A 26898-nucleotide genomic window follows, 5' to 3' on the forward strand; every position below is an offset into this window, starting at 1 on the left:
ATGGACTTAGGCGCGTATCTGGATGTCAAGCAGCGCAGGGCTACCGCTGGCGATCTGGTCGAGTGCACGAGCGATTGCGGCGGACAACGCATCGCCATCCTCGACACGCTCGGCATGAGCGCGGCTGGCGCGTGCGATCATGGTGAAGTCGGGCAGGGGCGCCAGCGAGGTCAGTGGCATCCGGTTCGCCCGTGCGGCAAAGCCATCAGGGTAAAGTCCGGTGACGGACTGCCGCACTGCCCCCCATTCGCCGTTGTTCAGGATCATCACCAGGATAGGCAGGCGCAGCGCCTCGGCTATCTGATGGCAGGCGACCGGGTTCGAAAACATATAGGATCCGTCGCCCATTGTCGCGACCACCAGTCGCGAGGGATCGGCCAGCTGCATCCCCAGTGCAGCTGGGAATGACCAGCCCAGCCCGCCGGAATGAGGCTCCTGATACCACGCGCGATGATCGCTCAGTTTCATCGGGGGCAGGGGGCAGCCGAGTTCTGACAGGATGGTGGCCTTGCGGCCGTCAATCGCTCGCGACAGGCACAGGCTGACCCATTCCTTGGTCATCGGCGCGGCGCGTCCGGCCTCGGCGCGTTTCAGAACCGTCTTGCGTGCTGCGGCGTTACGGGCGGTGACCTGCGCGACCCTTTCTGCGGTTCCGGCAGTTCTGAGCAGCGTCGCCATTGTATCCCGCAAGGCGATCAGTCCCCGGTCCAGATCGCAGGCGATGGTCAGATCCGAACGGAAATGCCGTACCGGTGATCGCTGAAACAGCGGGTCCTGACCCATCTGGATGACCTTGCAGCCCGGTCGCAAGGGATGGATGTCTGGTGACCACGGCGCCAGCGCATCCAGCACCAGAATGACATCGGCTTGGGCCAGCAGCGGTGACGGATCTGGTCCCGCCGCCATCGGATGATCTGTCGCCATGGCGAGCTGGACCGCCCAGTACTGGCACACCGGAATGCCCCAATCCCCGGCCAGTTCAGCAAGCGCGGCAAAGCCCTCGGCCGAGCCCGCTCCGCGTTGGGCAAAGATGACCGGGCGGCTGGCACCGGCCAGTAGCCGCGCGGCCTCATGGATTGCCGACGGGTCGGGGAAATGCAGGGCAGGGGACATCGAGGGCGGCGCATCCAGTCCCTCGACGGGGCAGGGCTGGCACAACACCTCTCGTGGCAGGCTGACATAGACCGGGCCACGTGGGGTCGAGCTGGCAATGGCGAAAGCGCGGTCAACGGTCGGTCCGACATGTTCGGGCACGCGCAGCTCATCGTCCCATTTCACTGCCTCGCGGACCAGCGCCGTCTGGTCGCGCATTTCCTGCCCCCAGCCGATCGGCACGGTGCGAGAGCCGAAATGCCCCTTTTCGGTCGCTGGCGTTCGACCGGAAAACAGCAGGACCGGAATATGCTCGGTTGCGGCGTTGATCGCGCCAATGGCGCAATTGGCCAATCCCACATTCGTATGCGCCATGACCGCCTGCGGTCGCCCCGTCGCCAGCGCATAGCCATGCGCCATGCCCATGGCCGCGCTTTCATGCGGGATGACGATGGCGCGGGGCAGGGGGACGCCCTGTGCCTCGGCCTCGGCCAGCCCCTCGATGATTGGCGGGAAGTCCGTGCCGGAATTGGCAAAGATGTAATCGACGCCAACCGCCTTCAACCGGGCCAGCAACGCGCCTCCGGCGGTGATCGTCACGGGCTTTCCGCCATCCATGGCATCCCCCAGCTGTCAGATCGGGTAATGGATCGGGCCGTCCTGAATGGTGATCCAGCGCAGCTCGGTGAATTCGGCGATACCTGCCTTGCCACCAAAGCGCCCATAGCCCGAGGCCTTGACCCCACCAAAGGGCATCTGCGCCTCATCATGGACGGTCGGGCCATTGATATGGCAAATGCCGGATTCGATCCGCCGGGCCACGCTCATGGCACGGTTGATGTCGCGGCCAAAGACCGCCGCCGACAGGCCATATTCGGTGTCATTGGCGATCCTGACCGCCTCGTCGATCGAGCCGACCCGGATCACCGAAACGACGGGGCCAAAGCTCTCCTCGCCGTAAAGCCGCATGGCGGGGCGGACATGGTCGATCAGGGTTGCATCAACGATGGTGCCGTCGATCCGTCCGCCAGCGACCAGCCGGGCGCCTTTTGAGACTGCATCCCGGATCAGAGAGTCGATCCGCTGTGCGGCGGCGGCATCGACGACCGAACCCAGTGGCGTATCGCTGCGGCGCGGATCGCCCGCCTTCAAGGTTTCCACCTTGGCGGTAAGTTTCCCGACAAACTCATCCGCAATGGTCTGATCGACCACAATTCGTTCCGTTGACATGCAGATCTGGCCTTGGTTCATGTAGGAACCAAAGGCTGCCGCCGCGACTGCCTGATCCAGATCGGCATCGTCCAGCACGATGAAGGGCGCCTTGCCACCCAGTTCCAGCAGTGCGGGCTTCAGGTGGCGACCGGCGGTTTCCGCGATGATCCGGCCCACGCGGGTCGAGCCGGTGAAGTTCACCCGCCGCACGGCGGGATGGGCGATCAGCGCCTCGACGATCTCGCCCGCGTCCTCGGGTGCGTTCGAGATCGCGTTGATCACGCCCGGTGGGAAGCCCGCGTCATGCAGCGCGTCCACGATCAGGCGATGGGTGCGCGGGCAAATCTCGGATGTTTTCATGACCACGGTATTACCGCAGGCCAGTGGGGTCGCCAGCGATCTGACCCCCAGAATGACCGGCGCATTCCAAGGTGCCATGGACAGCACCACCCCGGCGGGTTGGCGCACGGCCATCGCAAGGCTGCCGGGCCGGTTCGAGGGGATGACCTCGCCCGCGATCTGGGTGGTAAATGACGCGGCCTCGCGCAGCATGTCCGAGGCGAGCTTGACGTTGAACATCGCCCAGCCTGCAGTCGCGCCGGTTTCCTCGGCCATGGCCAGAACGAACTCTCCGGCGCGTTCCTGTAGCCGGTCGGCGGCAGCGTTCAGCAACCGGCGACGCTCACCCGGTCCGGTTGCCGACCATGCCGGAAAGGCGCGGGCGGCCGAATTTGCGGCGGCGCGGGCATCCTCGACCGAGGCCGCGGCAACCGTCGTCGCCAATTCGCCCGAAATCGGGTTCAGCCGTTCAAAGCGGCGGCCTCCGGCGGCTTCGACCTCGGCATTGTCGATCTTCAGTCCCAGCATGTTCATCTCGGTCTCCTTCCGGGGATTCTGTCAGGCCGTGGCGCCAAGGAAGGCGCGCTTGACGGCGGGGTCGTTCAGCAATTCTGGGGCAGGCCCCTCGCCGGTAATGCGTCCGGCCTCGGCAAGATAGCCACGATCGGCGATGGCCAGGCTCATGCCGACATTCTGCTCGACGATCAGCAGCGACAAGCCGGTCTGCCGGATCCGGTCGAGGCTGCGAAACAACTCGCCCACGACCACCGGCGCAAGGCCAAGGCTGGGTTCGTCCAGCATCAGCAGTTCCGGTCGCGACATCAAGGCGCGGCCGATCGCAACCATCTGCTGTTCGCCCCCGGACATGGTGTTGACGAATTGGCGGCGACGCTCGGCCAGACGGGGGAACAGGCTGAAGACCAGCTCAAACCCGGCCTCACGTTGGTCCCTTGCGCGGCGGGCATAGGCCCCGAGCGCCAGATTTTCCGCCACCGTCAGATCGCCGAAAATCCCGCGTCCTTCGGGAACCAGCGCGATCCCGGTTTCCAGCACGTGATGGGGCGAGGCAGTCTGGATCGGCACGCCGTTGAAGCTGATGCGCGCGCCGGGATCACCGTGCACCAACCCGGCGATGCTTTTCAGCAACGAGGATTTCCCCGCCCCGTTCGCGCCCAGGATCACCACGGTTTCGGCCTTGCCGACCTTCAGCGAGACCTTGTCCAGCGCCACATGGCGGCCGTAATGCAGGGACAGGCCCTTCACCTCAAGCATGCTGCTCTCCCAGATAGGCGGTGACGACGGCGGGATCGGACAGAGCCTCGGCGGTGGGCGCGTCGGCGATCTTGATCCCGGCATTCATGATGACGCAGCGCCCGCACAATGCGCGGATCGCCTCCATGACATGCTCGACCATCAGAATGGTGATGCCCGAGGATTTCAGCCCACGGATCAGCTCGATCCCGGTCTGCAGCTCGGTCGGGTTCAGTCCGGCCAGCCATTCGTCCAACAGCAAAAGTTGTGGGTCCGCAGCCAGCGCCCGCGCGAGTTCCATGCGCTTCTGGTCGATATAGGTCAGATCGCCGGCTTGTTGGCCCGCGCGATGGGCCAGACCCACCTGCTCAAGTCGCTTCAGCGCTTCAAGCCGGGCCGCCTCGCCCCATAAACGCTTGCGGCCAAAGGCCAGCGCCACGATGACGTTTTCCGTCACGCTTAGCGAGGGCAGGGCACGGACCAGCTGGAAGGTCCGCGCCACCCCTTGCCGCGCGATCTTGTGTGGCCCCAGCCCCGAAAGACGGGTATCGGCCAGCGCGATCTGCCCGTCCGATGGCGGCAGATGCCCCGAGATCATGTTCAGCACCGTCGTCTTGCCCGAGCCATTCGGGCCAAGCAAACCCACGATCTCGCCCTGAGCCACCGAGAAGGACAGGTCGTTGACCGCAACCAGCCCACCAAAGCGCCGGGTCAGCCCGGATACATGAAGGAACGGGCTCATTTATGGACCTCGGCGGGTTTGGCGACAGGCAGGCGGCGCGCCCAGCCTTTCTCGATGAAATCCAGAACGCCGTTCGGCAGAACAAAGACGATGGTGATAAAGATCAGCCCAAGGATGATCGAGTAATGGTTCGGGAAATTGGCCGAGAGCCACTCGAACAGCAGGAACAGTGGCACAGCACCAAGGATTGGCCCCATCAGCCGGTTCGCGCCGCCCAAGAGCGCCATGATCAGCGTCAGGAAGGATACCGTCGGGTTGAAGGCGATCGACGGCTCGACATAGGTCCAGCGCGGGGCCTGGATCGCGCCGACCAGCGTCATGATCACCGCGCTCAGCGCGAACAGCCCCAGTTTGACCCGTGCGATGTCGATACCGCTGTGGCTGGCCACGACCTCATCCTCACCGATGACCTTCAGGGCCAGCCCAAGGCGGGAACGGCTAATGGCCCATGACAGCGCGAATGCCGCGGTGGTCAGCGCCAGAAGCTGCCAGTAGATGCCTTCGGGCGTGACCGGCAGGAAGATGTAGCGGCCGAGCGTGCCGGTGATATTGACCTCATACCAGGTGACTAGCTGACGGATCAGTTCGGCCAAACCAAAGGTGAAGATCACGAAATAGACCCCTGCCAGCCGCAGCGTCGCCAGCCCGACGACCAATGCCACCCCAAGGCCGATCAGCCCCGCGACCAGAAGCAGCAGCGGATAGGCCAGCGCCTCGCTGAAGACGGCGCAGGTATAGGCGCCGATCCCGAAGAAGGCGACGGTTGCCAAGGACACAAAGCGCGTCGGGCCCGAGAACAGAGCCCAGCCGATCGCCAGCGCGACATAACCCAGCATCCCGATCATCAGCGTGATGCCGTAGGGGCTGGCAAAAAGCGGCAGCAGTGCCAGCGCGGCGATGACCGCGATGAACGCGCTGATTTCCAATAGCAAACGCGGCGTCATCGGACCGCCCTCCCGAACAGGCCGGTGGGTCGCCACAGCAGCACGGCCAGAAACAGGCCATAGGTGGTGGCCAAAGTCAGGCCGGGGTCGACATAGGTCGCAACCATGGTCTCGGCCAGTCCCAGCAGCAGCCCGGCGGACAACGCGCCAAGGATATTGCCGACGCCGCCCATGATGACGATGATCAGCGCCTTCATGGTGAAGACAACGCCCGAGGTCGCGGTAAAGGTCTGATACATCGAGATCACGACGCCCCCCGCCGCCGCCAGCGCGCCCCCCAACGCAAAGGCCATGCGTGCGGCGCGCTCGACATCGATGCCGACCAGCGGGGCCGATCCGGGCGCGACCGCGACCGCGCGCAATGCCGTCCCCCATAGGGTGCGGGTCAGGACCAGATAGATCGCAGCACCCAGCACCACGGCCAGAACCAGCGCCAGCAGCCGGTTCGCCGCCAGCCTTGTGCCAAAGATCTCCACGGCGTCATTGAGATAGCTGTAGCTGGTGAAATTCGCGCCGAACGTCACCAGCAGCAGGCCCTGAATGACGAAAAGCAGCCCGAATGTGGCAAGGATCGAGTCGATCTCCAGACTCGCGGCATTCCTTGCGCGGCGAACCAGCGGGGCCATCAACAAGCCATAAATCGCATAGCCAAGGGCAAATCCGCCGGGCAGGGCGATCAGCAGGGCCCAGACCGGGCTGATCCCGGCATAGGTGAACAGCGCATAGGACAGAAAGGCCGCGACAATGATCAACTCGCCATAGGCCAGGTTCATGATCCGCGCGATTCCGTATTGTAGCGTCAGCCCCATGGCGAGCAGCGCATAGGTTCCGCCAAGCACCAGCCCGGACAGAACGGCCGTGACGAGCATCACACCTTCTCCTTCGCTCACTTCCTGCAAGGGCCGGATGGTCCGGCCCCTGCCGTGTCAGGGATGCGGTCAGGCCTTTTTCCAGGACTGGCGCGGCAGGACCAGCTGGCTTGCGCCGGCGCGGTCGCCGGGCGCGATGCCGACGAGCTGGCCGTTCTGCCATTGCCCGGTCCACCACAGCTTGCGCAGCTGGTTGTCCTCAAGCTTGGTCTCGCCCAGCACGGTTTCGAAGCTGCCGGACGCGATCTCGGCGGCCACGGCCTCGCGGTCCAGACCCTTGCGGCGGATCGCTTCTTGTAGCATCTGCAGGCTGGCATAGGTGATGACGCTGCCCCAGTAATCGGGGGCGATGCCGGTCACGGCCTCATGGCGCTTGCGGTAATCGGCATTGGCGGCATTGGCCGGATCGATGCCGCCCAGGCTGAGGATGCCGGTCGCGTTCTCGCCATTGTTCTTGGCATAGACCGGAAAGCCGGTGCCGACGCCCAGATAGAGCAGCTTGGGGTTGAAGTCCGCGACTTGGGCCTGCTGGGTGATGGCAAACGTGTCCGGCGGATACGAGAAGGCCACGAAGCTGTCGGCGCCGCTGGCCTTGGCCTCATTGATCATCGGCGTGAAATCCGAGGTCCCGACCGGGTAGGTCTTGTCATAGACAACCTCGATCCCGGCCTCTTCAAAGGCGGGGCGGGCGGCGCTGACCAGATCGATCCCGAACCCGTCTGCAACCGAAACCATTGCGACCTTGCCGTTCAGTGTCCCGGCCTTGCCCGCATCGGCCATGATCGCGGCCAGCGCTTTCGCATAGTCATGGCCACCGCCCAGCATCCAGAAGCTTTTCTTCCAGCGCTTGACAAAGTCCGGGGCCTTGTCCGTCACCGCCGAGACTGCCAGGTGCGGATAGCCGTAGCGGTCGAACAGGGGCGCTGCGGCCAAGTTGAAACCCGTGCCCCATGGGGCAAGGATGAAGTCCACCTTGTCCTCATTGGCCAACCGCTCGATCGCGCGCACGACTTCCTCGGCCGAGGAACGGTCGTCATATTCGACGATTTCCAGGGGCAGGCGGCTGCCATCGGGCAGCTCAAGTCCGCCAGCATCCTGCACGTCCTTGGCCCAAAGCAGGTAGTTCGGCAATGTCGTGATGCCCGCCCCGCCTGCATTTGGACCGGTCTTGGAAATCGCATAGCCGATGCGGATGGATTTGCGCTCCTCGGCCCATGCCGCACGGCCAAAGCCGGTGGCAACCGTCACCGCGGCAACCGCACCCGTTCGCAGAAGAACTCTGCGTTTCATGCTGATCATCTTGTTTCCCCTCCCCCTGTGATCCGCATGGCGCGGACCCTTGGCGCATGGAATCCGGCTCCCCTCCGTCTTCCTTGCTGTCGATAAGGATAGGCCCGCGCATCAGCCGCCAGAATAGACTTCTACAAGAGATATTTGTATTTTTCACGGACCATGACTCACTCCACTGCACCTACATCCACCCCGTCTCCCGTACCGCCGCCCATGTCCGAGCCGGTCGAGGCGCGGCTGTTTCTGGGCAGTCTGCTGCGCACGGAATGGACCTTTCGCGGCGGACGAAATCGGATCTTTGTGCTGGTTTCGGGCAGCGGTTCGATCCGGCTGGGCCAGCACGAGGTCAGGCTGGACGGACCCGCCATCGTCTTTCTTCCGGCGGGCGAAACCGGCGCGATCGTTTTCGACGCCGGGGCCGAGGGCGGGGCCGTATCGGCGCAGGATTCGCTGCTGGCTTCGGCCATGCCCAGTGGCGCGCTGTTCGTGCCGGTCCGCGATGCCATTGGTCGCCCGATCCTTGGTGCGGCGATCACCGTGGCTGATGCGCGGCGACTGGCCGCGATGCTTGGCGCGATTGAGACCGAATTGCGCAATGATGCCCCCGGCGCGCATGAAGCCGTGCGCCATCACCTTGCCCTGCTGCTGATCGAGATATGGCGGCTGGCCTCGCCCCTGACCGAAGTGTCGCGCGCCACCCCGCGCAGCGTGGTCCGGGGTTTTGCCCATCTGGTCGAGCTTCATGCCCGCCAGCATTGGCCCGTTGCGGAATACGCACAGCTTCTGGGGGTGACGCCCGACCGGCTGAACACCGCAATCCGCCGCGCCACCGGACGTTCCCCGATGGAATTCATCAACCAGCGCCTTGCCGCCGAGGCGATGCGGTTGCTGGACCAAAGCCCGCTGCAGATCGGTGAGATCGCCGAGACGCTTGGCTTCAGCGATCCGGCCTATTTCAGCCGCTTCTTCAAGCGCGAGACCGGGCGTTCCCCCCGCGCGCACCGCCTTGGCGCGCCGGCCCGGCGACCCAGCGCATCGACCAGCTACGCCGCCTGGCCTTAGGTCCTGCGCACCGTCAGATGCATCCCACCCTGCAAATGTTCGCCCGGCATCAGCACGGTCATCTGCGCATCCTCGCCCAGTTCGGGACGGTTCACGGCATCGGGCAGATGGCTGACCGGTTCGACGCAGAAAACCGCGCGGTCGTCCGGGTTGAAGACATGCAGGTGGCGCAGCGCGCCGGTGGCGGTCAGTTCGACCTCATGTCCCGGCCAGCGCAGCACCGCCCGCCGGTCTTGCCAACCGGCAAAGCTGGCATCCAGTCGCGGCAACAGGTCCAGCGGTTGCTGGTCCGCCGCCGACATGCCCGCAACAGGCCGTGTCTGGGGCAGGGGAAGGCCGCGTGCATCTTTCACATGCGCCCCAATCGCCTCAAAGGCCAGCAGGGTCTGTCGCGGCTTCGGAAACCATGGATGCAGGCCGAAACCAAAGGGCATGGCACTGTCGCCCAAATTGGTCATCGTCAGGGTGACGGTGATGCCGTCGGCCTCAATCGCGATCTCCTGCACCAATTCAAACCGCCAAGGCAGATCGGGTTTGTTCAATACCAGAACCAGCCGCGCAAAATCCGGGCGATGTTCGGCCACGAGCCATTTCCGATTGCGGGCAAAGCCGTGGATCGCCATGTCCTCGGCGGGATTGTTGATCGGCAACTGGAAGCTTTGCCCGTCAAAGGCGAAACGCCCGTGATTGATGCGATTGGCGAATGGGGCCATCACGAAGCAGCCCGCCTTCAACCCGGCCTCGGGTGTGGCCAGCGGCTCAAGGATCGGCAGCCAATCGTCGCCATCCCGCCAGTCCGCAGTCAGGATCGTCGCTCCCAGATCGGGAGCGACGGTCAGGCGGTAGTGGTCAGTTTCAAGCGCGATCATCTGCGGCTCCGGCTGGAATGCGGTCTGCGGGCGACCCTAGGCGCAAGGCGGATGGCGGGCAAGGCGGGGTCGTCACAACCCCTTCATCCGCTTTACGGGCACGCCCGCGACCGGACTGTCAGCCAATATCAATCCGCCCGACCACGGGGCGGCGGCAAGGGTCTGGTCGGGCCAGCGCCGATGTGAGGTGACAGCAATCTGCCGCAGCCCGTCGCCACAAAAACAGGGCATGGTCGGCCCCGGAACCGGCATGGGCAGGCGCTGCAGCACTGCGCCGTCCCGGTCGTAGCGGTTCAGCACCCCGGCCGAGACACCCGCGCTCCAATAGCCACCCTCGGCATCCGTCGCCCCGCCATCGGCGCGGCCCTGCGCATCGTCCAGATCGCGCAGGCGGATGGGCACGCCCAGTTCCCCCGTTTCGGGGTCGAAATCCCGCCGCTCAAGCCAGGACAATTGCGAGTCGCTGTGAAACAGCGTGCGGCCATCGGCGCTCCAAGCCAGCCCGTTCGAGGTCAGAAGCCCCTCGGCCTTGATCTCTGCACGTCCCGTCATGTCGATGCGATATAGCCGGGCGGTTTGCGCGCGGTCGGGCGCGCCATTCATGCTGCCAACCCAGAACGCTCCGTCCGGGCCGACCTTGCCGTCATTCAGCCGCGACGCTTTGGATTCGCCGAACCCAGACCACAATGTTTCCTGATCGCCGGTTTCGGGGTCGAACAGCGCCACCTCGCGTGCCAGTGCCACGACCAGCCGTCCGCTGTCGCATAGCCCCAGCGACGCCACCTTGTCGTCGAATTGCCAGACCCGACGTGGCCCGTCCTTCAGGCCGACCTCATGGATGCGCGCGCCCTCGATGTCGCACAGGAAAATCGCGCCGCGCCTTGCGTCCCAGACCGGGCTTTCCAGCAGCGTACCCCGCAGATCGGCAATGCATCGAAACGGTCCCATCCTGCCCTCCTGGCGGTTCGCCCCCTGACTAGGAAAAGCTCGGTGCCGGATCAAGCCCGACTGGCGACAAGGAAGAACCGAGGAAAAGCCAGTAACGCGCGACCATCGCTTTCCGGGTAAAATGGCGCGATTTCTTCGCGATAGGTCAGCAGGAACTGTCGTCCTTCCTCCTCGGTCAGCGCCTCAAGATAGGGCCGCAAAGCCGAACCCTTGAACCATTCGACGATGGCATCCACGCCTGCGAGTTCGAAATGGTAGATCGTGCGCCAGACATCCACCTTGGTGCAAAGCGGGCGCAGCAGGGCATGCAGCCGATGCGCAGGGATCAACGGCTGACGCCGGGCATTTGCCTGAACCAGCCGTGCCGACCAACGCGGGTGCGATGCAACTTCGCGCATCGCGCGATGCGAAGGCTCGTCCAGATTGTCGGGCATCTGCACTGCCAATGCTCCACCCGGCGCGACCAGATCCAGCAGATGTGGGAACAGCGCCTCGTGATCATCGACCCATTGCAGCGAGGCATTGGCAAAGATCAGGTCAGGCAGCACTTCTGGTTGCCAATCTTCGATCCGGATCATCTCGAAGAGGCATTCGGGCAGGTTCCGCTGCGCCGTCGCGATCATGTCCGGGTCGGAATCCAGACCGATAACCTGTGCTTCCGGAAAGCGCTCGACCAGCAGCGCGGTCGAGTTGCCGGGCCCGCAGCCCAGATCGACCACCTGACCGGGAGCCTCCAGCGGCACCGCATGCAGCAGGTCGCGGGCAGGCCGCGTCCGGTCGTCCAGAAACCGTGAATATTGCGCGGCGCTCCAGCCCATGATCATCCTGCCTCGTCGCGGGGATAGACATGACCATCGAACAATTTGCGGGCGGTGCGCAAGGTCCCCGCACCGGTGATCCGTCCCTCGGGGTCGTGGGTGATCAACACCTCGGCAGCCCCCGTTGGATGCTCGATCAGATATCGGCCATCCGTCGGCAGCACTGCCAGATCCGCCGCGGGCGATCCGGGCAGCGTACAGGCGGTCGCCACGCTGACCGCAGCAAAGACCCCGATCGAGGCATGGGCACGATGGGGAATGAAGCTGCGCGTGTTGATCGTCCCACCCTGCACAGGTGCCGACACCAGTGTCATCTTGGGCACGGATTTATCCACCACATCGCCAAGCCCCATCAGGGGTCCGGCCTGCAGGCGTATGCCCTCGACTCGTGCCCGCAGCGCGGCATCAGCCTCCAGTTCCTCGCGACTTTCCTGCCCGGTCAGGCCAAAATCGCTGGCCCGCATGATGACGCAGGGCATACCATTGTCGATCAGCGTGCACTCCACTCCGGCAATCACATCCACCGCATGAGCGGTCGGCAACAATGCGCCACACATCGATCCGGCAATATCCTGAAACATCAGCGGGATCGCGGCAGCCGAACCGGGGACGCCGTCAATCGCGGCGTTGCCCGAATAGTTGACCCGACCGCCCGGCGTTTTCACCAGCGCCATCGCGACTTCACCCGTATTCAGCATATGGATGCGGACCGGGGTCTCACCGGGTTGGGCTGGAACCAAGCCGCGCTCGATCGCGGCAGGCCCGACCCCGGCTAGGATATTCCCGCAACCCTGCGCATCCGAAACCAAAGCTTGATCGACGAAAACCTGCAGGAACAGGTAATCGACATCGGTATCCGCACGCGATGAAGGCGACAGCACCGCCACCTTTGAGGTCAAGGGATCGCCCCCGCCTATCCCGTCGATCTGGCGCGGATCGGGACTGCCCATGATCCGCAGCAGCAGCGCGTCCCGCTCGGTCGCGGCTTCCGGCAAATCCGAGGCCAGAAAATACGCCCCTTTCGAGGTCCCGCCCCGCATCCACAGGCAGGGAATGCCAACCTCGCTCATTCGCCCCTCATTCTTTCTTGTACAAATATCCCGGGGGTCCGGGGGCAGCGCCCCCGGCCTTTCTCAGACATATTTCAACCCTTTGGCCTCAAGTCGGGGGCGCATGTGATAGATGTCGAGCCCCAGTTCCCCTGCCGCCAGTCTTTGGCGTTTGGCCTCTTCGGCGTCCATGCGCTTGCGGGCCGCCTCCAGCACGGCTGCGGCGTCGACACGGCGGACGACACAAACCCCGTCATCGTCGGCGACGATCACATCGCCGGCCTCGATCGCCTGCCCGCCGCAGACAATGGGCACATTGACCGAGCCGAGCGTCTCCTTGACCGTGCCCTGTGCGCTGATCGCTTTGGACCAGACCGGAAAGCCCATCGCGGTCAGGTCGCGGATATCGCGCACACCCGCGTCGATCACCAAACCCCGGCACCTCCGTGCCATTGCACTGGTCGCCAGCAGGTCGCCGAAATAGCCATTGTCGCAAGGCGAGGTCGGGGCGAGGACCAGAATGTCTCCCTCGCGCAATTGCTCGATGGCGACATGCAGCATCCAATTGTCGCCGGGCGGTGCGCTGATCGTGACCGCCGAACCCGCGATGCGCGCGCCCGACCAGATCGGGCGCAGATGGCTTGCCAGACAGCCGATCCGGCCCTGCGCCTCATGCACTGTCGCCACTCCGGCTTCGGCGAGGCCAGCGATGACCGCGTCATCGGCACGGGTGATGTTCTGAACTACCTTGGCCATGGCTCAGCCTTTCTGCACCGGCGGCGTGCCGTGGGTGTGGAATGTCTCGATGGTTTTCAGCCCCCATGCCTGACCCTTCCTGCGGTCGGCCTCGGTCCAGATGATCGGCTGCCAGTCGGGGGCAAGGATCAGCCGCGCGCCGGAATTGGCCAGTTCCACCCGGTTGCCAGCTGGCTCCCAGACGTAAAGAAAGAACGTCCCCTGAATGGCGTGCTTATGCGGGCCGGTCTCGATATGGACGCCGTTCTGCAGAAAGATGTCGGCGGCGCGCAGGATGTCCTCGCGCTGGTCGGTGGCATAGGTGACATGGTGCAAGCGTCCCTGACCGCCGCCATGTTCCTCGGTGCAGGCCAGATCATAGGTCTTGTTGTTGACGGTGAACCAGCAGCCGCCGATCCGGCCATTGTCCAGCTGGATCATCTCGGTCACGCGCGCGCCAAGACAGGTTTCCATGAAGCGCCGGAACTCGGCCACATCCGAGGCCAGCAGGTTCAGGTGATCGAGCCTGCGCGGAGCGGCCCCGGTAAAAGCGCTGGCGGTGTTCTTCAGCGCGGCGCGTTCAGCTTCTGGGGCCTGATACCAGACAGTGTCATAATAGATTTCGAAGACATGACCGAAAGGATCTTCGAAGCGAAAAGCGCGGCCATGCGATTGATCGCCATCCACCCAGCCGTGGACCTTGTAGCCCGAAGCCTCGATCGCGGCGACGCGACGTGCCAAGGCCTCGGGTGAGGCCGCCCGATAGGCAACATGGCCGATGCCGGTCCGATCCGCCCGCGTCAGTTTCAGCGAGGCATGTTCGTAATCGTCCCAGGCCCGCAGATAGGCGCTGCTTCCGTCCTGTCCCGACAGCTTCAACCCATAGACACGGGTAAAGAAATCAAGACTTTCGTCGAAGCGGTCGGTCAGCATCTCGACATGGCCGAGATGCGCGATGTCATGGCAGGCATCCATCACAGTTCATCCACGGTGCGCGGGAAGACCGACTGGAACCCTTCGGCATATAGCGCCTTGCGCCCGCCCGACTGGCCGCCCGAATTGCGCATGAAGTGGTTGGCGCGGTTCTCGGCCACGCGGGTGTAGTATTCCCACAGATGCTCCTGCCCCTCCATGCATTCGATGGCGGCGCGCTTTTTGTCCCAGACGGGTGTGATGTCGAGGAAGGTGTCAGGCTTCCAGCCCATCTGCTCGGTCTGATGCGGCTCGAACAGGTATAGCTGGGGCGCGCCCAACACCTTCTCGCCCGGGTTATGGCCCCAGGCCTGGGCGATCATGCGGCATTCCAGCGCCACCTGCGTCGCATACATGTGGTCGGTATTATAGGGGTCATACTGGCTGTGGCTCAGCATGAAACTGGGCTGGACCTTGCGGATCACGTCGACCAGCCGGAACTTGTCATCCTGCGACAGGTGCAAGGGATAGTCGCCCAGATCGAACTCTATCAGGTCATGCACGCCCAAAGCACGCGCGGCACCCTCGGATTCCGCGCGGCGGGCGGATTTGACCTGTTCCAGCGTCATGCCGGGGTCTTTCCACAGCTTCGCGCTTTCGCCCCGCTCACCAAAGGACAGGCAGACCACGGTGACGTCATAGCCCATCTCGGCATGCAGCGCGATGGCGCCCCCGCAGCGCCAGACGAAATCCGCGGCATGGGCCGAGATGACAAGGGCGGTTTTCTTAGTGGTCATTCTTTCCTCCGGATCGGTTGCCCGCAAACTGTCCTTCCTGCTCCGGATGCGCAAATTGGAAGGGCGGGGCGAGCGATAAGTTTGTGCTATAGATGCATTTGATTATCCGACGCCATGTCGGTCAAATCATAACAGCTATAGCGCAAAATTATGGCGCGATGACGGCTTTGAATTGGTCGCGGGCCAGCTGGCCGCCGTAACCATCCCCCATATGCGGGCGAAAAACGACCCGCCAACGGGAGGAAAGACATGAGATCCGCTTTCAAGCTGGCTGCTCTTGCGCTGGCGCTAGGCACTACCACCACGCTGGCCGAGGAGCTGAAGTTCGCCAACTTCATGCCGCCAACCCATCCCTATGTCACGGGCGCATTCGATCCTTTCGCCAAAGCCGTCGATGAGGCCACCAAGGGCGAAGTCACCGTCAAGCTGTACAATGGCGGCGAGCTGGGCGCTGGCCCGGTCGAGCAATATTCCCGCGTCGTCGATGGCGTGGCCGAACTCGCGGTCTCGCTGCCCGGTTATACAGCCTCGCAATTTCCGCTGACGCTGACAGCCGAGCTGCCGGGGATGCTGGACGAGGCGACCGGGACCGAGACCTTGTGGAAGCATCTGGGCGATTTCGACCACGACTATCGCCGTGTGCAACTGGTCGCATTGTGGTCCAGCGCCGAAAACCTGCTGTTCACCCGCGACAAGCCGGTCCGCAATCTGGCCGATGTAAAGGGGCTGAAGGTCCGCGTGCCCTCGCGCAATACCGGCCTGCTGGTCGAGGCATGGGGCGGCACACCGGTCTCGATGCCGGTGTCGGAAATCTACAACGCCATGCAGACCGGCGTGATCGACGCGGCGATGATCGACGGCACGGCGGTCAGTGCCTTCAAGCTGTCCGAGGTGGCGAATTACATCACCAAAGGGATGAAGACGACGAACTCGCCCTTCTTCATCATCATGAACCGCGACGCCTTTGACGCGCTAAGCCCCGCACAGCAAGAGGCGGTGAAAGCAGCAGGCAAGCAAGCCTCGCTGGACGGGCAAAAGGTACAGCTGACCGTGGCCGAAAAGGGGCTTTCCGCCTTCGCCAAAACCCCGGGCAAAGAGGTGATCACGCTGGACGCCGCTGCGGCCGCCGAATTCGATGCTGCCGCCGCCAAGGTCACGGAAACGGTGCTGGCCGGGACCGATGGCGCGCAGGCCGTGGCCGATGCGCTGAAGGTCCGGTAAGCCGATGCGCAGGTTTTTGGACCTCGCCCGGTCCGACAGTCTGGACCGGGCAACCCTGTGGCTGGCCATGCTGGCCGCAGGGGCGCTGATCTTCATGGTGGTGGTGATCTCGGCAGGTGTCGTGCTGCGCTATGTCTTTGGCACCCCGGTTCTGGGTCTGAACGAGATCAACCAGATGACTGCCGTGGTACTGGTCATGGCAGCGATGCCCTATTGCACGGCGCGGGGCGGCCATGTCGGGGTCGATGTCTTTGACAATGCCATTGGCCGCTGGGGGCGGTTTATCGGTGATGTCGGCTCAAGGCTGCTGTCGGGCTTCGTGCTGTCGGTGCTGGTCCGCCGCGCCATCATCAAGGCGCTGGACGCGCATGAGTTCGGGGACACCACCAATATGCTTGGCCTGCCGATCTGGCCATTCTACGGCATCCTTGCTGTTGGCATGGGGCTGTGCGTTCTGGTCTTTGCGGTGCAGATCCTTGCCATCCTGCGCGAAGGAGCCCGCTGATGGCACCGACCACGATCGGCCTTCTGGGCATCTTCCTTCTGTTCTTCCTGATGATCTTCCGCACGCCCGTGGCCTTTGCCATGTTGCTGTCGGGCTTCTTCGGCATGTGGGCACTGGAGGGCTTTCGCACCGCCGGCGCGCTGATCCTGACCGAGAGCTACTCGGCCGTCGCCAGCGAAACCCTGATCGTCGTGCCGATGTTCGTGCTGCTGGGGAACATCGCATCAGCGGCGGGGTTCTCGCGCGGGCTATATGACGCGGCCTTCGCATGGGTCGGGCATTTTCGGGGCGGCCTTGCCTCGGCCTCGGTTCTGGGCTGTGCGGCGTTTTCGGCGGTGTCGGGTTCGTCAGTGGCGACCGCGGTCACCATCGGCAAGGATGCCCTGCCCGAGATGCGACGGCTGGGCTATGCCGATGGTCTGGCGACCGGATCGGTCGCGGCGGGCGGCACGCTGGGCTTCCTGATCCCTCCCTCAACCGGTTTCGTGCTTTACGCCATTCTGACCGAGCAATCGATCGGTCGGCTGTTCATGGCGGGCATCCTGCCCGGTCTGATGCTGACGGGTCTGTTCATCGCGACAGTCTGGCTGGTGGCAAGACGCAACCCGGCGCTGGCCCCGGCAGGACCGAACGTGCCGATGGCCGAGCGCTTCCGCATCCTTGGCCGCGCCGCACCGCTGCTGGCGGTGATGGTCCTGACCATCGGCGGCATCTATGTCGGCGCCTTCACTCCGGTCGAGGCGTCGGGGATCGGCGCGGCTCTGGTGATCCTGCTGGCAATGGCGGCGCGCAGGCTCAGTTGGACGGGGTTCGGGGCCGCGGTGATGGATACGCTCAAGACATCGGCCATGCTCTACATGATCGTGATCGGCGCGAATGTGCTGAATCCGTTCTTTGCCGTGACCCAGATACCGGCGCTGCTGGGGCAGGGGCTGCAGGGTCTGGGCCTTGGCGCTTACGGCACGCTGATCGTCATCATCCTGGCCTATGTCGTCATGGGGATGTTCATGGACGGGCTGTCGATGTTGGTGATCTCGATCCCGATCGTGTTTCCGGTCATCACGGGCCTTGGCTTCGATCCGATCTGGTTCGGTGTCGTCGCGGTGATCGTGATCGAGATGGGGATGATCACGCCCCCGGTCGGGCTGAACGTGTTTGTCGTGCGGGGTGTGGCGGGGGATGTGCCGCTGGCGACGGTCTTCCGAGGCGTGATGCCGTTTCTGCTGGCGATGGTGGTCGGGCTGATCCTTGTCATCCTGATCCCGCAGATCGCGCTGTTCATTCCCGATTCCATGTTTGGTTGAAACTGTGGCGGCCCGCGCGATGGGCCGCCTTTTCCACACGGAGACTGCCATGACCCAAACCCACCCGCAGCTTGCCTTTATCGGCTTTGGCGAGGCGGCCGAGGCATTTGCCACCGGCTGGGGACCGGACGCGGCCAGCCACGCGCGGGCCTATGATGTGAAAAGCGACACCCCTGCTGCTCGGGCGGCGCGCACAGGCGTCACTTTGTTGGCGGATCGCGCGGGGGCCTTGGACGGGGCCGAGGCTGTTTTCTGCCTTGTCACCGCCGATCGCGCGGTCGAGGCCGCTGAACAGGCAGCGCCCTATCTGCCCACGGGCGCATTCTGGCTGGACGGCAACAGCTGCTCCCCCGGCGCGAAACGCCGTGCCGCAGAGCTGATCTCGGCAGTGGGCGGGCGTTATGTCGATGTCGCGATCATGGCCCCGGTCCATCCCAAGCTGCACCGCACGCCCTTGCTGATCGCGGGACCCCATGCCGAATTCGCTGCGCGGTTGCTTGAGACGCTTGGCATGCAGGCCCGGATCGCGGGCGCGACGGTGGGCGATGCCTCGTCGATCAAGATGATCCGCTCGGTCCTGATCAAGGGGATGGAGGCGCTGACCGCCGAATGCCTGCTGGCCGCGCGCCGCGCCGGGGTCGAGGGGGCGGTCCTTGCCTCGCTTGCGGCTTCAAATCCCGGCATCGACTGGCCCGCGCAGGCCGCCTACAACCTTGAGCGGATGATGGTCCATGGCCATCGCCGCGCCGCCGAGATGCGTGAGGTCGCCGCCACGCTGGCCGAGCTGAACCTGCCCAATGCGCTGTCCAGCGCCAGCGCCGACTGGCAGCAGCGTCTGGGCGACATGCAGCTTGCGCCCGGCGATGACAGTTTTCCGCAACGTGCGGACGCCGTGCTGGGCAGACTTTAGCCGCCCGCGCCTTTGCGCAATATCTCAAGGAAGTCGCGCTGGACGCCGGTCGGCTCCCATCCGCTGCGGGTGGTGATGCCGATGGGCCGCATCGCGCCGGGCAGGTGCAGGGGCAGGATGGCCAATGCGGCGGCCTCGACCTCGGCCTGCCTGCGCGATACGCCGCCCAGATGGTCGCTGCCCAGCAACAGTTCGCGCAGCATGATCACCGATGAGGTTTCGATGACGCTGGGTGGACCATCGGCCAGAAAACCGTCCAGAATGGCGCGGATAGGTGTCGATTTGCGCGGCATGACCCAAGGATGGGTCGTCAGGTCGTCGACGGTCAGCACGGGTTTGCCCAGCAGCGGATGATCCTTGCGGGCGACGGCCACAACCTCATCGTCAAACAGCCGTTCCTGCGTGATGTCCTCGATCGGGCTGGGCAGGCGCAGCGCCCCCAGCACCATGTCGATCTCGCCCCGGCGCAGGCCCAGCAGCAATTCATCATAGCGCCCGTCGATGATCTGAAAGGGAAAGCTGGGCCGCAGCTTGCGAAATTCGAGGATGGCCGAGGGCAACCAGCCCGAGCGTGACAGCGGCAGCGCCCCGATGACGATGCGTCCGACCTCGCGCCCGGCCAATGCGGCCAGCTCGGACTCGGCCTGCGCCAGTTCCGCCATGGCCAGACGCGCGGCCTGCGCCAGTTGCTCGCCCGCGCGGGTGGTGATCAGCCCATGCGCGGTGCGTTGAAAGAACAGCACCCCCGCCGCCTGCTCCAGCGTCGTGGTCGAGCGATGCACGGTCGGCTGGGCCAGTCCCAGATGTCGCGCGGCAAGGGTGAAATTCTGCAGCTCGCTGACGGCGATCAGCGCCGAAAGCTGCGCCCATGTCGCCTGTACCCTGACGGGTCGGGCCATGTCGGCCATCGCGGTATCCAAAATCTGCAAGGCGCGTGTGGCACGACGGGCCAAGGTCTGGCCCGGATCCGTCAGAAAAATCCCCTGCGGGCTGCGGTGGAACAGGGTCTGTCCCGTTTCCTGCGCCAGCTTGCCCATCGCCTGCGTCACCGCTGGCTGCGAGACATGGCACAATTCGGCGGCCCGCGTCACCGAATGGCTGCGCACCAGCGCAAGGAACATTCGAAGGTGGCGGATGCTGGGTTGCATGACCGTGTGATGGGCGCGGTCCGGCAATTTGGCAAGGAAATTCTTGATCTTGTCGTGACGCCGGAATGGCCCGGCGTCACGTTGGGTCGCGTCAGGCCGCGGCGCTTTGAGCGGATGCGGAAAGCTCGGCTTCCAGCGTCAGCATCTGGGCGACGGCATTGGCGGCTTCCGCGCCCTTCTTGACGAAATGCTCGCGGAAGAAGCCGGTGTGCAGCTCGGTTTCCTGATAGTTGTGCGGCGTCAGCGAGACCGAGAAGCACGGCACGCCGGTTTCCAGCCCGGCTTGCATCAGCCCGTTGACCACGGCGGCGGCCACGAAATCGTGGCGATAGATACCGCCATCGACCACCAGCGCGGCGGCGACGACTGCGTCATAACGGCCGGTCTGTGCCAGTTTCTTGGCCAGCAACGGCATCTCGAACGCGCCGGGCACGTCGAAGGCGTCGGTCACGGCACCGGGGATCAGCGTCGCGGCCTCGGCCAGAAAGCCTTCATGCGCGCGGTCCACCACATCGGCGTGCCAACGAGCCTTGATAAAGGCGATACGGGGGGATTTCGTCTTGGTCGTCATAATTCAGGACCCCTGCGGTCGGTTGCGTCAGGTCCCAAGGCATGCCTTGAAGGATGCCGGGCTGGCCGGAATCCCTGTCGGTTCTCTTTCATCCGGACTATACCGTCGGCCCCGGAATTTCACCGGATCTGCTGACCCCTAGCCAAGGCAAGGGCGCTCGCGGGCTATCACCGCCGGTGGGGAATCGCACCCCGCCCTGAGAATAACTGCGACATAGCAACGCAGTTCGAGGACTTCAATGCGCCGCGCCGCGGCATGAACGAAATTCGCGCCGCGGCGATTCAGTGCCGCGCCCGCGCGACCGCGTTTGCCCAGATTTCGCGCAGATGCGCGCGCTGCGTGAAGTCCATGCCGGGCGCGAAACGGGTGGTGCTTTCACCCGGCGGCGCGGAATATCCCAAAGCGGCAAAGGCCATGGCAGCGGCCCCCAATGCGCCGACCTCTTCAACCTCGGCGCGCAGCACGGGGCGGTCCAGAAGATCGGCCTGAAGCTGCATCAGGAAGGGGTTCCCCGACGCCCCGCCATCGGCGCGCAGATCCGCCAGTGGGTGGCCGATGTCACGCTCCATTGCGGTCAGGACATCGGCGATCTGATGGGCGATGGCCTCGAACGTGGCGCGGGCCAGATGCGCAGGCCGGGTGGCGTGGGTCATGCCGGTGACCAGACCAGTCGCTCGGTCATCCCAATGTGGCGCGCCAAGACCAGCCAGCGCCGGGACAAAAACCACGCCGCCGGCATCCGGCACGCTTTGCGCCAGATCGGACAGGGCGCGGGCATCCTGTATCCCCAACAACGCGGCCATGAAACCTGCCGCCTGCGCCGAGACAGTGATGTTGCCTTCCAGCGCATGGGCGGTGCCGTTTCGGTCGCTCCAGGCAATTGTGCCCGACAGCCCGTGGCTTGAGGCCACCCGCCCCGGCGTCAGCGTCATCAGCGATGAGCCGGTGCCGAAGGTCGCCTTGACCGGGCCGGGTGCGCGCACGCCATGTCCGTAAAGCGCGGCATGGCTGTCGCCCATCATTGCCCGGATCGGGATGCCGGCGGGCAGGTCGGTGGCCCGCGGGGCGGTCAGGCCGAATTCGGAATCTGACGGAACCGGGCGGGGCAGGGCCTCGATCGGCGCGCCGAACAGGGCGCAAAGCTCGGGGCTGAATTCCAGCCGCTGAGTGTCGAAAAGCTGGGTGCGCGACGCGTTGGAATGGTCGGTCAGGAAGCTTGCGCCGCCGGTCAGCTTCCACAACAGCCACGCGTCCACCGTGCCCGCCCGCAGCCGACTTTGCGCGGCCAGATCGCGCGCGGCGGGGATGTTCTCCATCGCCCAACCCAGTTTCGATGCAGGAAACAAGGGATTGATGCCCAGCCCGGTCAGTTCGACCACGCGGGCGTCATGACCTTGGGCGATCAGCCGGGCGCAAGTCTCGGCGGTGCGGCGGCATTGCCAGATGATCGCGGGGGCGATGGGCTCGCCGGTCTCCGCGTCCCACAGCACCAGCGTTTCGCGCTGGTTGGCCAGAGCGATGGCCGCGATCTGATCCGAGGTCCCCGACAGCTGCGCCACCACATCCCGCACGCTGTCCCAGATTGCCGTGGCCGATTGCTCGGCCCAGCCAGGCTGCGGGTAGCTGGTGGCCAGGGGTGCACTGGCGCGGGCATGGATCTTGCCCGAGGCATCGACCAGCACCGCCTTGGTGTTGGTCGTGCCTTGGTCAATGGCAAGGACAAGGGAAGCCTCGCTCACTTACCGGACCTTTGCAGGGCCAGCTTCGCGCGGGCGGCGATACCCTCGGGCGTCAGGCCATATTCGTTGAACAGCCATTCGACCGAACCGGTGGGCAGGAAGCCGGGGAAGCCCACGCGCTCGACCGGGACCGGGCGATGGGCCGAGGTGAGTTCCGCCACCGCACCGCCCAGACCGCCCCGGACCGAGGCTTCCTCGGCAGTGACGATGGCGCCGGTTTCCTCGGCGGCGGCCAGAACGGCTTCCTCGTCCAGCGGGTTCAGCGTCGCCATGTTCAGCACGCGGGCATTGATCCCTTCGGCCGCCAACAGGTCCGAGGCAGCAAGCGCGATATGCGAGATGGTGCCATTGGCGATCAGCGTCACGTCGCTGCCCGCGCGCAAGGTCTCGGCCTTGCCGGGACGGAAGGTGCGGTTTTCCACGGCAAGATCCGGAACCGGCATCCGCGACAGGCGCAGATAGACCGGGCCATCATGGCCGGCGGCCCATTTCACCGCCTCGGCGGTTTCCCAGGCATCGGCAGGAACGATGACGGTGATCTGGGTCAGCGGGCGCAGCCAGGCGAAATCCTCAATCGAATGGTGTGTCGCACCCAACTCGCCATAGGCCACGCCCGAGGACTGGCCGACCAGCTTCACGTTGAAACCGGCATAGGCGACATCAGCCTTGACCTGCTCCAGCGAGCGGCCGGTCAGGAAGCAGGACGCCGCCGAGACGAAGGGGATCTTGCCGCCATTGGCCAGACCCGCGCCGACGCCGACCATACATTGTTCGGCGATACCGACATTGACCAGCCGGTCCGGGAACTGCTTCTGGAAGCCGCCCAGTTTGGACGAGCCGATGGAATCGTTCACCACGGCGACGATGCGCGGATCATTCGCGGCCAGATCGACGATGGTCGCGGCCCAGGCATCGCGGCAATCGCGCAGCCCTTCCTTGGTTGCAGCGGGAGCAGCCATCAGACCAGTTCCTCCATGGCTTTTGCGAATTGTTCGGTGTTCGGCACGCCGTGATGCCAGCTGGCCTGGTTCTCCATGAAAGAGACACCCTTGCCCTTGACGGTATTGGCGATGATGCAAAGCGGCTTGCCGCGACCCTTGGGCGAGGCCGACAGTAGGCTCAGCAGCGCATCTACATCATGGCCATCGACCATTTCGACATGGAAACCAAAGGCGCGATACTTGTCGTCCAGCGGATCGAGGCCCGCCGTCTGTTCCGTGCCCTGACCCTGCTGCAAGCGGTTGCGGTCGATGATCAGGGTCAGGTTTTCCAGCTTGCGGTGACCGGCGGTCATCGCGGCCTCCCAGTTCGAGCCCTCTTGCTGTTCGCCGTCGCCGGTCAGCACGAAGGTCCGGTAATCCGCGCCCGAGATCTGCCCGGCAATCGCGATGCCCAAAGCGACGGGGAAGCCGTGGCCCAAAGGCCCGGTATTGGTCTCGATCCCCGGCAGGTAGTTGCGGTTCGGGTGGCCGTTCAGCAGCGATTTCGGCTGCATATAGGTTTTCAGCCAGTCTTCCGGGAAATATCCTGCTGCGCACAGTGCGGTGTAAAGCGCCCCGGTGGCATGGCCCTTGGACATGATGAAGCGGTCACGTCCGTCCCAGTCGGGGCGGGCGGGATCGTAATTCATGACACCGAAATACAGCGTCGCCATCACGTCGATGGCCGAGAAATCGCCGCCGGGATGGCCCAGCTGCGCCTCATGCACCATGCGGAAGGCGGTGCGGCGCATCCAAAGCGCCTTTTCGCGGATCAGGGCGGTGGGATCGTTTTCCAGTGTCATGTCATGTCCCGGATCAGAAGCGGTTGGGGAAGGTCAGCTGGGGTTCCGGCTCGGCCTCGTGGTGATAGATCGGCCAGCCAAGATAGCGGGTCACCGCCTCATGGACGACATCGGCATGATTGCCGCGCACCATGGCGACGTGATGTTCAAACCCGTTCTGGCTGACGAAGCGCATCAACTTGCGCAGGTTCGGCACGCGGGTAACGGCAATGCCGCCATCCATCGGGAAGGGGTGGTCGGTGAACTCGCCCTCGCCCAGATAGCATTTCATCCGGCCCAGTCGGTCATCGGTGGACAGGCGGAAATAGGTCATCGGGCCGGGCTTCACCTTGCCCTTGACCGCGCCGAAGCATTTCGACTTGCCGATGACCTCGCCCAGAACGTCCAGCTCGCTGATCTCGGGCGTGTCGCCGATGAAGCTTTTGGGATAATTGCCGCAATGGGTGCAGACGCACAGGTCCTGCTCATGGCCGTAGTTGTTGTTCCAATCAAGCAGCGCCGGCGGCGCGCCCGAGGCCAAGGCCAAGGCATACATCGACACCGCGCCGATCACATCGACCTCGCAGGCCGAGGGCATCAGCTCTTCGCCCATCATCGACATGGTGACGCAGGTGGCGCAGCCGAAATTATCCTGAAGCGAGCGCCAGCACTGAATGGCCGAGGCGTCGCAGCCGTTTTCCTCGATCCAGCGGTTGACGGCGAGGGTCCATTTCGCCTGCTTCTGGATCTGGGCGGGCTGGATATGGGCGGGGATCGTGCCATATGCGCGGATCTTGTCCATCTTGGCCAGCAGATCCGGGTCGCCGTCAGGAATGGCCGCTGCCGCGCCCATCATCTCGGACAGGTCCACCGTCACCACCGTCAGGCCCGAGGCCTGCAGCAGCTTTTCCGAATAGCGCATGGTCTGGAACGCGCCAGTGCGCGCCCCGATCGAGCCGATGCGGGCATTGGTCAGCCCCTTCACCGTGCGGCAGGTGCGCGCGAAACGGTCCAGATCGCGGCCGAATTCCTCGCCCCAGGTGTCGCTGGTGTGGTTGGTCGTCTCGGTGAAGGGGATGCCGTATTGCCAGAAGTTGTTTGACACCGACAGCTTGCCGCAGAAGGCATCGCGGCGCTCGGCCACGGATACCTTATCGACCTCGTCATTCGAGGCCTGCAGTAGGATCGGCACGTTCAGTTTTGCGCGGTTGACCAACTCGGCTATCGCGATCTCGTCGCCGAAATTCGGCAGGCAGATCACCAGACCGTCGATGCGGTCGCGGTTCGCCTTGAAATGCGCGGCATAAAGCTCGGCATCCGCGATGGATTGCACCGCGCCATTGGCGGTTGCCTCATAGGGCAGGATGATGGCGTCGATGCCCAGTCGCTCAAGCTGGGCCAGAACCTCGTCGCGCGCGGCCTTGCACGGCGCGGGGCTGAAGAATGCCCGGCTGCCAATGACCACGCCGAGAGTGACCTTGCGGCGGATGGTTAGCGTCATGTGTTCCTCCGGTCGGGGCCGCACCCCTCATGCGGCCCTGCGAAAGCGTTTCGATTGCTTTCGATTACTGCGCTTTTAATCCGAGTCGGGGCCGTGACGCAAGCCCAACTGTCACTCGCAACGCGGCGTATATATCCTGTAATTATTGCTGCAATTGCGAAATTTTGTGCTGCGGCTGCACGATGTGGGCTGCGGTAACTGATCGGAGTATCCGAAATCAAATCGCAGAAAACGAAAACACTTGACTGGAAATGCCAACAAGTCGCAGGAATGGTGCGGAGGAGTCGCTGCCGGAAAGGCGGCACAAAGGGAGGAAGACCATGAACTTCAAACGCCGCATTCTGGTGTCGGCCATGGCCTTGGCCATGGCGGGCGCGCTGCCGTCGCTGGCTGCTGCTGCCGACACCATCGCCATCATTACCCCCAGCCATGACAACCCGTTCTTCAAGGCCGAGGCCGACGGTGCTGCCGCAAAGGCCAAGGAACTGGGCTATGAGACCATGGTGCTGGTCCATGACGATGACGCCAACAAGCAATCGCAACTGTTCGACAGCGCCATCGCCGCCAAGGTCAAGGCGATCGTTCTGGACAATGCCGGCGCCGATGCCTCGGTCGCAGCGGTCCAGAAGGCCAAGGATGCGGGCATCCCCAGCTTCCTGATCGACCGCGAGATCACTGCCTCGGGCGTGGCCGTGTCGCAGATCGTCTCGAACAACTACCAAGGCGCGCAGCTTGGGGCCGAGGAATTCGTCAAGCTGCTGGGTGAAAAAGGCGAATATGCCGAGCTGCTGGGCAAGGAATCCGACACCAATGCCGGCATCCGCTCGCAGGGTTATCACGACGTGATCGACCAATATCCCGACATGAAGATGGTCGCGCAGCAGACCGCCAACTGGTCCCAGACCGAGGCCTATACGGTCATGGAATCGATGCTGCAGGCCAATCCGGGGATCAAGGGCGTGATCTCGGGCAACGACACCATGGCGATGGGCGCCTGGGCCGCGCTTGAGGCTGCGGGCCGCACCGATGTGATCGTGGTGGGCTTTGACGGCTCGAACGACGTGCGCGACTCGATCGCCAAGGGCGGGATCAAGGCGACGGTGCTGCAGCCGGCCTATAGCCAGGCACAGATGGCGGTCGAGCAGGCCGACAAGTTCCTGAAGACCGGTTCGACCGGGCTTGAGGAAAAACAGCTGATGGATTGCATCCTGATCAACGCGGACAACGCGTCGAAACTGGAAACCTTTGCGCTGAACTGACGCCTTCGCCCGGTGCGGTAAGCCCGCACCGGGCCTTTAGAAGTTGCGA

26 protein-coding genes and 1 riboswitch are annotated in these 26898 nt (G+C 64.3%); of the genes, 6 read left to right on the forward strand and 20 right to left on the reverse strand.

All coding sequences use genetic code 11. From position 1 onward, the window contains the following. Positions 1-6: 6 nt before the first annotated feature. From IB235_RS11045 to IB235_RS11075, 7 genes are all read right to left on the reverse strand, one after another. Positions 7-1710 carry a thiamine pyrophosphate-requiring protein gene (locus IB235_RS11045; protein WP_192336764.1) on the reverse strand — a complete coding sequence of 568 codons (1704 nt, stop codon included), beginning with the start codon at positions 1708-1710 and terminating at the stop codon, positions 7-9. 15 nt (positions 1711-1725) lie between these two features. Beyond that, positions 1726-3177, reverse strand: coding sequence for an aldehyde dehydrogenase (locus IB235_RS11050; protein WP_192336765.1), 1452 nt, complete (start codon positions 3175-3177; stop codon positions 1726-1728). 24 nt (positions 3178-3201) lie between these two features. Next, on the reverse strand, positions 3202-3915 hold the full coding sequence (locus IB235_RS11055; RefSeq protein ID WP_155040178.1) for an ABC transporter ATP-binding protein: 714 nt from the start codon (positions 3913-3915) through the stop codon (positions 3202-3204). Continuing rightward, entirely contained in the window at positions 3908-4636 is a 729-nt protein-coding gene (locus IB235_RS11060; protein WP_192336766.1) for an ABC transporter ATP-binding protein, read from the reverse strand. Before IB235_RS11060 ends, IB235_RS11055 begins: the two co-directional genes overlap by 8 nt. Further along, positions 4633-5580 (reverse strand): branched-chain amino acid ABC transporter permease, encoded by a 948-nt coding sequence (locus tag IB235_RS11065; protein ID WP_192336767.1) that lies wholly within the window; start codon positions 5578-5580, stop codon positions 4633-4635. Before IB235_RS11065 ends, IB235_RS11060 begins: the two co-directional genes overlap by 4 nt. After that, positions 5577-6449, reverse strand: coding sequence for a branched-chain amino acid ABC transporter permease (locus tag IB235_RS11070; protein ID WP_192336768.1), 873 nt, complete (start codon positions 6447-6449; stop codon positions 5577-5579). Before IB235_RS11070 ends, IB235_RS11065 begins: the two co-directional genes overlap by 4 nt. 69 nt (positions 6450-6518) lie before the next feature. Then, positions 6519-7739, reverse strand: a complete 1221-nt coding sequence (locus IB235_RS11075) for an amino acid ABC transporter substrate-binding protein (RefSeq protein ID WP_225612213.1) — start codon at positions 7737-7739, stop codon at positions 6519-6521. Positions 7740-7952: 213 nt separating this feature from the next. On the opposite strand from IB235_RS11075, the gene IB235_RS11080 reads away from it, so the two are divergent. Next, positions 7953-8801, forward strand: coding sequence for a helix-turn-helix domain-containing protein (locus IB235_RS11080; protein WP_192336770.1), 849 nt, complete (start codon positions 7953-7955; stop codon positions 8799-8801). Here the strand turns inward: IB235_RS11080 and IB235_RS11085 are convergent. From IB235_RS11085 to IB235_RS11115, 7 genes are all read right to left on the reverse strand, one after another. Beyond that, complete coding sequence (locus IB235_RS11085) at positions 8798-9670, reverse strand: hypothetical protein (RefSeq protein WP_192336771.1); 873 nt, start codon at positions 9668-9670, stop codon at positions 8798-8800. The genes IB235_RS11080 and IB235_RS11085 overlap by 4 nt on opposite strands. A gap of 72 nt (positions 9671-9742) precedes the next feature. Continuing rightward, the gene (locus IB235_RS11090; RefSeq protein ID WP_192336772.1) at positions 9743-10618 is read right to left on the reverse strand and encodes an SMP-30/gluconolactonase/LRE family protein; all 876 of its coding nucleotides are present in this window, start codon (positions 10616-10618) and stop codon (positions 9743-9745) included. Between the two features lie 50 nt (positions 10619-10668). Further along, positions 10669-11442 (reverse strand): trans-aconitate 2-methyltransferase, encoded by a 774-nt coding sequence (gene tam, locus IB235_RS11095; RefSeq protein ID WP_225612215.1) that lies wholly within the window; start codon positions 11440-11442, stop codon positions 10669-10671. Then, entirely contained in the window at positions 11439-12506 is a 1068-nt protein-coding gene (locus IB235_RS11100; RefSeq protein WP_192336773.1) for a 4-oxalomesaconate tautomerase, read from the reverse strand. The genes tam and IB235_RS11100 overlap by 4 nt, the downstream gene beginning before the upstream one ends. 63 nt (positions 12507-12569) lie before the next feature. Next, a complete protein-coding gene (locus tag IB235_RS11105; RefSeq protein ID WP_192336774.1) occupies positions 12570-13241 on the reverse strand; it encodes a 4-carboxy-4-hydroxy-2-oxoadipate aldolase/oxaloacetate decarboxylase in 672 nt (223 codons plus the stop codon). 3 nt (positions 13242-13244) lie between these two features. Next, positions 13245-14195: a VOC family protein gene (locus IB235_RS11110; protein WP_192336775.1), complete on the reverse strand. Its 951-nt coding sequence runs from the start codon at positions 14193-14195 to the stop codon at positions 13245-13247. Next, on the reverse strand, positions 14195-14929 hold the full coding sequence (locus tag IB235_RS11115; protein WP_192336776.1) for a PIG-L deacetylase family protein: 735 nt from the start codon (positions 14927-14929) through the stop codon (positions 14195-14197). Before IB235_RS11115 ends, IB235_RS11110 begins: the two co-directional genes overlap by 1 nt. Before the next feature lie 249 nt (positions 14930-15178). On the opposite strand from IB235_RS11115, the gene IB235_RS11120 reads away from it, so the two are divergent. From IB235_RS11120 to IB235_RS11135, 4 genes are read left to right on the forward strand one after another with little or no spacing between them, the layout of a single operon-like run. Further along, entirely contained in the window at positions 15179-16150 is a 972-nt protein-coding gene (locus tag IB235_RS11120) for a TRAP transporter substrate-binding protein (protein WP_192336777.1), read from the forward strand. 4 nt (positions 16151-16154) lie between these two features. Further along, positions 16155-16655, forward strand: coding sequence for a TRAP transporter small permease (locus IB235_RS11125; protein ID WP_192336778.1), 501 nt, complete (start codon positions 16155-16157; stop codon positions 16653-16655). Then, complete coding sequence (locus IB235_RS11130; protein WP_192336779.1) at positions 16655-17959, forward strand: TRAP transporter large permease; 1305 nt, start codon at positions 16655-16657, stop codon at positions 17957-17959. Before IB235_RS11125 ends, IB235_RS11130 begins: the two co-directional genes overlap by 1 nt. Positions 17960-18008: 49 nt before the next feature. After that, complete coding sequence (locus IB235_RS11135) at positions 18009-18869, forward strand: NAD(P)-dependent oxidoreductase (protein WP_192336780.1); 861 nt, start codon at positions 18009-18011, stop codon at positions 18867-18869. Here the strand turns inward: IB235_RS11135 and IB235_RS11140 are convergent. From IB235_RS11140 to IB235_RS11165, 6 genes are all read right to left on the reverse strand, one after another. Beyond that, positions 18866-20017, reverse strand: coding sequence for a LysR family transcriptional regulator (locus IB235_RS11140; protein WP_192336781.1), 1152 nt, complete (start codon positions 20015-20017; stop codon positions 18866-18868). The genes IB235_RS11135 and IB235_RS11140 overlap by 4 nt on opposite strands. A 91-nt stretch (positions 20018-20108) precedes the next feature. Continuing rightward, positions 20109-20588 carry a 6,7-dimethyl-8-ribityllumazine synthase gene (locus IB235_RS11145; RefSeq protein ID WP_155040161.1) on the reverse strand — a complete coding sequence of 160 codons (480 nt, stop codon included), beginning with the start codon at positions 20586-20588 and terminating at the stop codon, positions 20109-20111. A gap of 76 nt (positions 20589-20664) precedes the next feature. Further along, positions 20665-20796, reverse strand: a riboswitch (FMN riboswitch). A 73-nt stretch (positions 20797-20869) separates the two neighbouring features. Further along, positions 20870-22327, reverse strand: a complete 1458-nt coding sequence (locus IB235_RS25850; protein WP_192336782.1) for an FGGY family carbohydrate kinase — start codon at positions 22325-22327, stop codon at positions 20870-20872. Further along, positions 22324-23286 carry a transketolase family protein gene (locus IB235_RS11155; RefSeq protein WP_192336783.1) on the reverse strand — a complete coding sequence of 321 codons (963 nt, stop codon included), beginning with the start codon at positions 23284-23286 and terminating at the stop codon, positions 22324-22326. Before IB235_RS11155 ends, IB235_RS25850 begins: the two co-directional genes overlap by 4 nt. Beyond that, positions 23286-24110 carry a transketolase gene (locus IB235_RS11160; protein ID WP_192336784.1) on the reverse strand — a complete coding sequence of 275 codons (825 nt, stop codon included), beginning with the start codon at positions 24108-24110 and terminating at the stop codon, positions 23286-23288. The genes IB235_RS11155 and IB235_RS11160 overlap by 1 nt, the downstream gene beginning before the upstream one ends. Positions 24111-24123: 13 nt before the next feature. Further along, positions 24124-25590, reverse strand: a complete 1467-nt coding sequence (locus tag IB235_RS11165) for an L-fucose/L-arabinose isomerase family protein (protein WP_192336785.1) — start codon at positions 25588-25590, stop codon at positions 24124-24126. A 320-nt stretch (positions 25591-25910) separates the two neighbouring features. On the opposite strand from IB235_RS11165, the gene IB235_RS11170 reads away from it, so the two are divergent. Next, on the forward strand, positions 25911-26849 hold the full coding sequence (locus IB235_RS11170) for a D-ribose ABC transporter substrate-binding protein (RefSeq protein WP_155040157.1): 939 nt from the start codon (positions 25911-25913) through the stop codon (positions 26847-26849). Positions 26850-26898: the final 49 nt, after the last annotated feature.

This window comes from Paracoccus sp. PAR01 (assembly GCF_014851995.1).
Lineage (GTDB): Bacteria > Pseudomonadota > Alphaproteobacteria > Rhodobacterales > Rhodobacteraceae > Paracoccus > Paracoccus litorisediminis.

Bases quoted from the DNA above. Each gene is read 5' to 3' on its own strand.
- IB235_RS11115 (WP_192336776.1), bottom strand. From the start codon at position 14,929: ATGACCACTAAGAAAACCGCCCTTGTCATCTCGGCCCATGCCGCGGAT.
- IB235_RS11080 (WP_192336770.1), top strand. From the start codon at position 7,953: ATGTCCGAGCCGGTCGAGGCGCGGCTGTTTCTGGGCAGTCTGCTGCGC.
- IB235_RS11100 (WP_192336773.1), bottom strand. From the start codon at position 12,506: ATGAGCGAGGTTGGCATTCCCTGCCTGTGGATGCGGGGCGGGACCTCG.
- IB235_RS11070 (WP_192336768.1), bottom strand. From the start codon at position 6,449: ATGCTCGTCACGGCCGTTCTGTCCGGGCTGGTGCTTGGCGGAACCTAT.
- IB235_RS11155 (WP_192336783.1), bottom strand. From the start codon at position 23,286: ATGGCTGCTCCCGCTGCAACCAAGGAAGGGCTGCGCGATTGCCGCGAT.
- IB235_RS11090 (WP_192336772.1), bottom strand. From the start codon at position 10,618: ATGGGACCGTTTCGATGCATTGCCGATCTGCGGGGTACGCTGCTGGAA.
- IB235_RS11135 (WP_192336780.1), top strand. From the start codon at position 18,009: ATGACCCAAACCCACCCGCAGCTTGCCTTTATCGGCTTTGGCGAGGCG.
- IB235_RS11050 (WP_192336765.1), bottom strand. From the start codon at position 3,177: ATGAACATGCTGGGACTGAAGATCGACAATGCCGAGGTCGAAGCCGCC.
- IB235_RS11140 (WP_192336781.1), bottom strand. From the start codon at position 20,017: ATGCAACCCAGCATCCGCCACCTTCGAATGTTCCTTGCGCTGGTGCGC.
- IB235_RS11045 (WP_192336764.1), bottom strand. From the start codon at position 1,710: ATGGATGGCGGAAAGCCCGTGACGATCACCGCCGGAGGCGCGTTGCTG.
- IB235_RS11060 (WP_192336766.1), bottom strand. From the start codon at position 4,636: ATGAGCCCGTTCCTTCATGTATCCGGGCTGACCCGGCGCTTTGGTGGG.
- IB235_RS11120 (WP_192336777.1), top strand. From the start codon at position 15,179: ATGAGATCCGCTTTCAAGCTGGCTGCTCTTGCGCTGGCGCTAGGCACT.
- IB235_RS11105 (WP_192336774.1), bottom strand. From the start codon at position 13,241: ATGGCCAAGGTAGTTCAGAACATCACCCGTGCCGATGACGCGGTCATC.
- IB235_RS11110 (WP_192336775.1), bottom strand. From the start codon at position 14,195: ATGGATGCCTGCCATGACATCGCGCATCTCGGCCATGTCGAGATGCTG.
- IB235_RS11085 (WP_192336771.1), bottom strand. From the start codon at position 9,670: ATGATCGCGCTTGAAACTGACCACTACCGCCTGACCGTCGCTCCCGAT.
- IB235_RS11125 (WP_192336778.1), top strand. From the start codon at position 16,155: ATGCGCAGGTTTTTGGACCTCGCCCGGTCCGACAGTCTGGACCGGGCA.
- IB235_RS11165 (WP_192336785.1), bottom strand. From the start codon at position 25,590: ATGACGCTAACCATCCGCCGCAAGGTCACTCTCGGCGTGGTCATTGGC.
- tam (WP_225612215.1), bottom strand. From the start codon at position 11,442: ATGATCATGGGCTGGAGCGCCGCGCAATATTCACGGTTTCTGGACGAC.
- IB235_RS11055 (WP_155040178.1), bottom strand. From the start codon at position 3,915: ATGCTTGAGGTGAAGGGCCTGTCCCTGCATTACGGCCGCCATGTGGCG.
- IB235_RS11160 (WP_192336784.1), bottom strand. From the start codon at position 24,110: ATGACACTGGAAAACGATCCCACCGCCCTGATCCGCGAAAAGGCGCTT.
- IB235_RS11075 (WP_225612213.1), bottom strand. From the start codon at position 7,739: ATGAAACGCAGAGTTCTTCTGCGAACGGGTGCGGTTGCCGCGGTGACG.
- IB235_RS11170 (WP_155040157.1), top strand. From the start codon at position 25,911: ATGAACTTCAAACGCCGCATTCTGGTGTCGGCCATGGCCTTGGCCATG.
- IB235_RS11065 (WP_192336767.1), bottom strand. From the start codon at position 5,580: ATGACGCCGCGTTTGCTATTGGAAATCAGCGCGTTCATCGCGGTCATC.
- IB235_RS11145 (WP_155040161.1), bottom strand. From the start codon at position 20,588: ATGACGACCAAGACGAAATCCCCCCGTATCGCCTTTATCAAGGCTCGT.
- IB235_RS11130 (WP_192336779.1), top strand. From the start codon at position 16,655: ATGGCACCGACCACGATCGGCCTTCTGGGCATCTTCCTTCTGTTCTTC.